Below are 6,053 nucleotides of genomic sequence, written 5' to 3'. Positions count from 1 at the left end.
ACATGGGCACTTCTGCGGGCAATAGCCCCAAGGTTCAATCACCACCGCCCAAGGCGGTGGTTTAGGGGTGACAATAAAAAGGAGCATAATTGCTCCTTTTTTAGCTAACGTTGGCTTACTATCGCTCTCACTAACTCTAAATCTTCTGGTGTATCTACCCCTGCAGGTGGTGCTTCTTTAGCAACGGCAACGTGAATTTTTTCACCATACCACAGCACTCGAAGCTGCTCTAAACACTCAATTTTCTCAAGTACACTGGGTTGCCAGTTGATATAAGTATTGATGAAACCAGCCCGATAAGCGTAAATACCAATATGACGTAGCAATGGCTGAATCACCGTTTGACCACCAGCTGCAAAATTGTCTCTATCCCAAGGAATTGTCGCACGGCTGAAATACAGCGCGTAACCCTCTTGATCTGTTACCACTTTAACCGCGTTAGGGTTAAACACTTCAGCTTGATCAGTAATTTCAACCGCTAAAGTCGCCATCGGCGCGCTACTGTTGGCTAAATTGTTAGCGACCTGCTTGATGATGCTCGGTGGAATGAGTGGCTCATCACCTTGTACGTTAACAATAATGTGGTGATCGGCAATGCCCATTAATTTCACCACTTCGGCTAAACGCTCAGTACCGGACTCGTGATGTGATGATGTCATACAAACATTGCCACCAAACGCATGGACAGCCGCTTCAACACGAGCATCATCAGTAGCAATAACGACCTGCTCAGCTCCCGATTGTAACGCTTGCTCATAAACCCACTGAATCATGGGTTTACCGCCGATATCAGCCAAAGGTTTGCCAGGTAAGCGAGTTGACTGATAACGAGCAGGGATAACAACGGTGAAAGCCATTATCGCCCCTCATCCATCGTCATGCTGCGCGCTTCTGGCTCAAGCAACACAGGAATCCCTTCTTTTATTGGGTAGGCCAAACGATCTAACTTACAAATAAGCTCTTGATTTTCTTTATCATAAGTCAACTTACTTTTACATACAGGGCAAGCTACAATTTCAAGCAGACGGTGATCCATATGACTCCATTACCTCTTTTATTTTGTCCAAAATACGCCTTTCATCTGGCGAACTAAATTGCGCAGAAACGGGAAGATACCACCAGTTTTTTTGTGCAAAGGCCGCACATTTCACTGCGTCTTTTTCTGTCATGATGACGTTTGCTCCATGTTGCGCAAGCGCCTCTAATTCTGAATATTGATACTCTCGGTGATCCGCAAAACCTTGGGTCAATACCGTCTTTGCACCTAAAGCTTCTAATGTATTGAAAAAGCGCGTGGGATAACCAATGCCAGCAAAAGCCACTAATGCAGCTAACTGGCTCACTGGCGCTTGCTGACCTGTCACTAAGTTAACGGCTAAGCTAGGTGAAAGGTGCATAGCCAATTCGCCATATTGAGCTTGACCGCCATTAGTCACAATAAAATCAACTTCCGCTAACCGAGAGAGTGGCTCTCTTAACGGACCTAAAGGCATGAACTGCTCATTACCGAAGCGACGAACGCCGTCCACGACTGCAAATTCGAGATCACGCTCCAATGCATAGTGCTGAAGGCCATCGTCAGTGATGATCACATCAACACCCAACGGAAGCAGGGCTTGCACTGCTTGTGAGCGCTTTGGTGCAACAGCAACCGGAGCACCCGTGCGCTGGTGAATCAATTTAGGTTCGTCACCGCAGTGAGTGGTTGGCGTGTCACTTTGCAGCACTAATGGATAAATCGGAGCTTTACCACCATACCCACGCGAAACAACTCCTGGTTTGAAACCTTGTTCTTGTAAAGCTTCCACTAACCATACAACCAACGGTGTTTTACCATTACCACCCGCCGTAATATTACCCACCACCACCACAGGAACGGGAGCCTTATAGCGCTCTTTTTTGTTCGCTTGGAATGCTCGCTTACGTGCTTGACTGACCAACAGAAACAAGACACTCAGTGGCCACAACAGTGGCCACAACAAAAAACACGCTGGGTGATGTCCGAACCAGATTTTTTCAATCACTGATTAGTCACCAAATTGAATTCGATGTAGTTGGGCATACGCCCCATCTTGTGCAATTAACTGAGCATGATGACCACGTTCGATAATTTCACCCTCATCGACCACCAGAATTTCATCGGCTTCTTCAATCGTCGACAAGCGGTGCGCAATGACCAATACCGTTTTATTCTTTTGTAGCTCTTCAAGTGCTGATTGAATCGCTCTCTCAGATTCTGTATCCAACGCAGAAGTCGCCTCATCTAGGATAAGTACGGGTGCATCACGTAATAACGCTCGTGCAATCGCTACTCGTTGACGTTGACCACCCGATAAACTGGCTCCATTCTCACCAATCATGGTATCCAAGCCATCAGGCATGTTATTGATAAACTCCATGGCATGAGCAAGCCTAGCCGCGTGCTCAATTTGCTCACGCGTATACTCATTTTCTGCCGCGTAAGCAATATTATTGGCAATGGTATCGTTGAAGAGGTGAACATTTTGCGAAACCAGCGCAAAGTGGGTGCGCAAGTTCTTCAGTTTATAATCGCGAATATCATGATCATCTAGATAGATAGCACCTGAATCGACATCATAAAAACGAGTCAAGAGGCTCGCGATAGTACTTTTCCCTGAGCCAGAACGCCCAACAAGCGCGACCGTTTTACCTTGAGGAATCTCAAAGCTCACATGAGACAGCGCTGGTTTTTCTTTACCTTGATAAGTAAAGGTCACATCCTGAACTCTAACGTCACCACGTACTTTTTCGGCTTCAAACTGACCAGTGTCGCGCTCGGTTTCTAAATCAATCAGCTCAAATAATGTTTGGCTGGCCGCCATACCACGTTGGAAATCGGAGGTAACACTCGTTAACGCTTTCAGTGGTCGCATCAAGCCAAACATTGCCGAGAACACCACCGTAAAAGTACCTGGTGTTAATTCGGCACGAATAGAATCAACGCTGGCTAAAAACAGCACAGTAACAAGTGCTAAAGAAGCAATCATTTGAATGATAGGGTCAGCAGTGGACTGCGCCGCAACCAGCTTCATTGTTTGTTGACGCATTTGATTGCTGACATGGTCAAAACGTTTACGCTCTACGTCTTGTCCACCATAGCTCAGTACGACTTTGTGCCCTTTTAGCATCTGCTCTGCTGAAGAGGTCACATCACCCATGGTGGTCTGCATCCCTTTTGAGATCTTGCGAAAACGTTTAGAGACAATACCAATCCCCATCGCAACCACTGGCGCAACCACGATTAATACCAAAGATAACTGCCAGCTATTCCAAAACATCAAGGTCAATAGGCCGATGATACTCGCACCTTCGCGAACAATGCTGACCAATGCACGACTGGTCGCCCCAGCCACTTGCTCTGAATCATAGGTGATACGTGATAACAGACCACCCGTTGATTCTCTATCAAAAAAACTGACAGGCATGTGCATGAATTGATTGAAGATTTTTCGACGCATCAACATCACAACATTGCCAGAAACCCAGCTCAAGCAGTACGAGGAGACAAAGCCACTTAAACCACGCAGCGCCATCATCCCCAAAATAATAAAAGGCAGCACTCGCAAAAAATCGGATTCCGCATTACCAAATCCTTCATCTAGAAGAGGCTTAAGTAATGACACCATATAGGTGTCAGAGACCGCATTGATAATCAATGCGACAACCGCAACTGCTAGGCCAGATTTATATAGGCGGATATAGGTCCACAGGCGTTTGAAGGTTTGCCAAGTGGTTTCGTCAGTATTGAGTGACATAGAAATGCTTTGTTTTTAAGAAAATATTGCGCTCATTCTACCTCGTTACGGAGCATCTGCCTATACCAAGCCTGAGAGTGAGAGATACGCAAGCTGCTAACTTGATAATTCTGCATGCCAAAAATAACGCTAATTTGCCCTGCTTCACCCGTATCCAACCAGTTTGCTCCATGTTGCTGGTAGCGTTGAACAACCTGTGCGGAAGGTAATTGCCAGCGTCCGCCTTTGGCGAGCGAGGCAATAGCGACCTCAGGATTAACCTTACTAATCAAAGCAACAGTAGAAGATGTCCTACTACCGTGGTGTGGTACAAGCAGGATATGACTTTGTAAGGATTGCTCTGTTCGCGCAAGTAACCACTCACTCATAGCATCCACATCCCCGGGTAAAAGCACTGAAAAACCGGTATTTGGGTCAAAGATTCGAATCACACAAGAGTGAGGATTGTAAGCCCGCGCTACAGTTTTTGGTGGCCAGATAACATCAAAAGAGAGTTGTTGCCACTGCCATTGTTCGCCAGCAATACAAGGTTGGTAACCCGCTATCATTTGACTAGCACGTTTCCATTTGGGCTGCCAAACACGCTCAACTTCCGCTCTTCCACCTGCATGGTCGTTATCCAAGTGACTCAAAATCAACCCGTCTAATTGCGTAGCTCCCCGTTTGTTTAACACGGGGGCAACTGTTGCCTGGATGTGATCACCGCCTTGCCAACTTGCACCAGTATCATAAAGCACGTAGCGTCCTTCTTTTTCGATCAACACCGCCAACCCATGCCCAACATCTAACACATCAATCCGCCAACCTGTTTTTATCGGAATGGTGAGCCAAGAAACCATCACAATGAGGCTGTAAACCGCAAGTGCAAAACGCGAGATCAACGGTGAAAACACAAACAGCAACAGAGCACTGCTCAACAGAGCCAAAACAGACCCAGAAATAGGAAACCAACTGAGGCTTGAATAATGTATTGACCAATCAACTGGAATGAGTAATTTGGCCACCCAATGCCACACCATAGGTGCGCCATCAAAAGTCAAAACCGTACACACTAAAGCAACAAAGATCGCCGGAACCACCACAAAACTGAACCAAGGAATAAACACTAAGTTATAGAGCGCCGCACTGGTACTGACCCCACCGAAAAAATAAGCGGTTACCGGAAGCATACACAGCACTAACCCAATCTGCATCGTCAATAAACGCCATAAAAAAAATCGATTAGTTTGAGGTAGAGAAAGTTGGTAGAACACAACCGAGACAGCACTAAAGGACATCCAAAAGCTACTGGATAACGCAGCAAAAGGATCGATAAGCAGCACCGCCGATAACGTCATAAGCAGTCGCTGCAACGTATTGATACGGACATTGAGGACAATCATCGCCACATTGAGCAAACACATGATGAGCGCGCGTTGAGTGGGCAAGGTAAAGCCAGCCAACCAAGCATAGCCTAGTGCGCACAAGCTTCCTACGACGAATGGCGACCACCCCATGCGATGATGCAAACGCATCAATACGAGCCCAAGGCTATAACCAAAACCAAACGCGATGCCAATGTGCAGACCAGAAATGGCAACCAAATGAATCAGCCCACTGTCTCGTAATGCTTTCCACTGTGCCGTTGAAATATCACTACGCTCACCAAACGTAAGCGCCATTAAAATACCAAGATTGGGATCATCAGCGAGCCAGGTTTTGATCTTCTGGTACCATTGTGCTCGCCATTCTGGCAATGATTCAATGCGATAAGACTGTCCATTATTAACCGTTGCACGAGCCACAATACCTTGGCTCAAAGAGTACGCCTCTGCATCAAACCCGGTCTCATTTAACCGACCAAAGATAGGTTTTACTGTGATGGAGAATTCAGCCACGTCACCATACTTCAACGGTAAAGGAGCAATTAATCGCACCTTGGGCCGCAAAAAAATGCCTAAGGTTTGACCATTGATTGATCGAATCGAAATTGTTCCTTCATAACCATGAGTAATTTGTCTAAAAAAGCTGTTAACCTGTCCGTTTATGGTAATATCCGAACCTGTCTGAAAAATAGTGTTGGACTGCTCACGTAATAAGTTCCCGCTGATCACAATGACCATTAAAGCCATTGTTACTCCTGAGAGAAAGCGCAGTTTTCTATAACCGACAGAGAGTATGAGAATGGCGAATAGAGGCATACTCCATTTCCAATCTGGCATCCAAGGCCAATAAGAAGCAGAAATGGCGGTTAGCGAAAACGAAGCTAGGGTCCAGTAATTAGATAAGAGAGTCATG

The 6,053-nt window shown here is 46.2% G+C and carries 5 protein-coding genes; all 5 read right to left on the bottom strand.

Annotated elements, in window-relative coordinates; all coding sequences use genetic code 11:
- Positions 1-104: 104 nt before the first annotated feature.
- Genes kdsB through AACR75_RS13100 form a run of 5 tightly spaced genes read right to left on the bottom strand, consistent with a single transcriptional unit; the run spans position 105 to position 6,052 of the window.
- Entirely contained in the window at positions 105-857 is a 753-nt protein-coding gene (gene kdsB / locus AACR75_RS13120; RefSeq protein WP_017045182.1) for a 3-deoxy-manno-octulosonate cytidylyltransferase, read from the bottom strand.
- The gene (locus AACR75_RS13115; RefSeq protein ID WP_013856535.1) at positions 857-1,036 is read right to left on the bottom strand and encodes a Trm112 family protein; all 180 of its coding nucleotides are present in this window, start codon (positions 1,034-1,036) and stop codon (positions 857-859) included. The genes kdsB and AACR75_RS13115 overlap by 1 nt, the downstream gene beginning before the upstream one ends.
- Positions 1,017-2,024, bottom strand: coding sequence for a tetraacyldisaccharide 4'-kinase (gene lpxK / locus AACR75_RS13110; RefSeq protein WP_047687982.1), 1,008 nt, complete (start codon positions 2,022-2,024; stop codon positions 1,017-1,019). The genes AACR75_RS13115 and lpxK overlap by 20 nt, the downstream gene beginning before the upstream one ends.
- Before the next feature lie 3 nt (positions 2,025-2,027).
- Positions 2,028-3,776, bottom strand: a complete 1,749-nt coding sequence (msbA, locus tag AACR75_RS13105; protein ID WP_013856533.1) for a lipid A ABC transporter ATP-binding protein/permease MsbA — start codon at positions 3,774-3,776, stop codon at positions 2,028-2,030.
- 32 nt (positions 3,777-3,808) lie between these two features.
- Positions 3,809-6,052, bottom strand: coding sequence for a DNA internalization-related competence protein ComEC/Rec2 (locus AACR75_RS13100; RefSeq protein WP_081989660.1), 2,244 nt, complete (start codon positions 6,050-6,052; stop codon positions 3,809-3,811).
- Position 6,053: the final 1 nt, after the last annotated feature.

The organism is Vibrio sp. ZOR0018, assembly GCF_963865925.1.
Lineage (GTDB): Bacteria > Pseudomonadota > Gammaproteobacteria > Enterobacterales > Vibrionaceae > Vibrio > Vibrio anguillarum.
The sequence above is the reverse complement of the archived record's forward strand: the minus strand, read 5'-3'. Positions and strand labels throughout refer to the sequence as shown.

Bases quoted from the DNA above. Each gene is read 5' to 3' on its own strand.
- kdsB (WP_017045182.1), bottom strand. From the start codon at position 857: ATGGCTTTCACCGTTGTTATCCCTGCTCGTTATCAGTCAACTCGCTTA.
- AACR75_RS13115 (WP_013856535.1), bottom strand. From the start codon at position 1,036: ATGGATCACCGTCTGCTTGAAATTGTAGCTTGCCCTGTATGTAAAAGT.
- msbA (WP_013856533.1), bottom strand. From the start codon at position 3,776: ATGTCACTCAATACTGACGAAACCACTTGGCAAACCTTCAAACGCCTG.
- AACR75_RS13100 (WP_081989660.1), bottom strand. From the start codon at position 6,052: ATGACTCTCTTATCTAATTACTGGACCCTAGCTTCGTTTTCGCTAACC.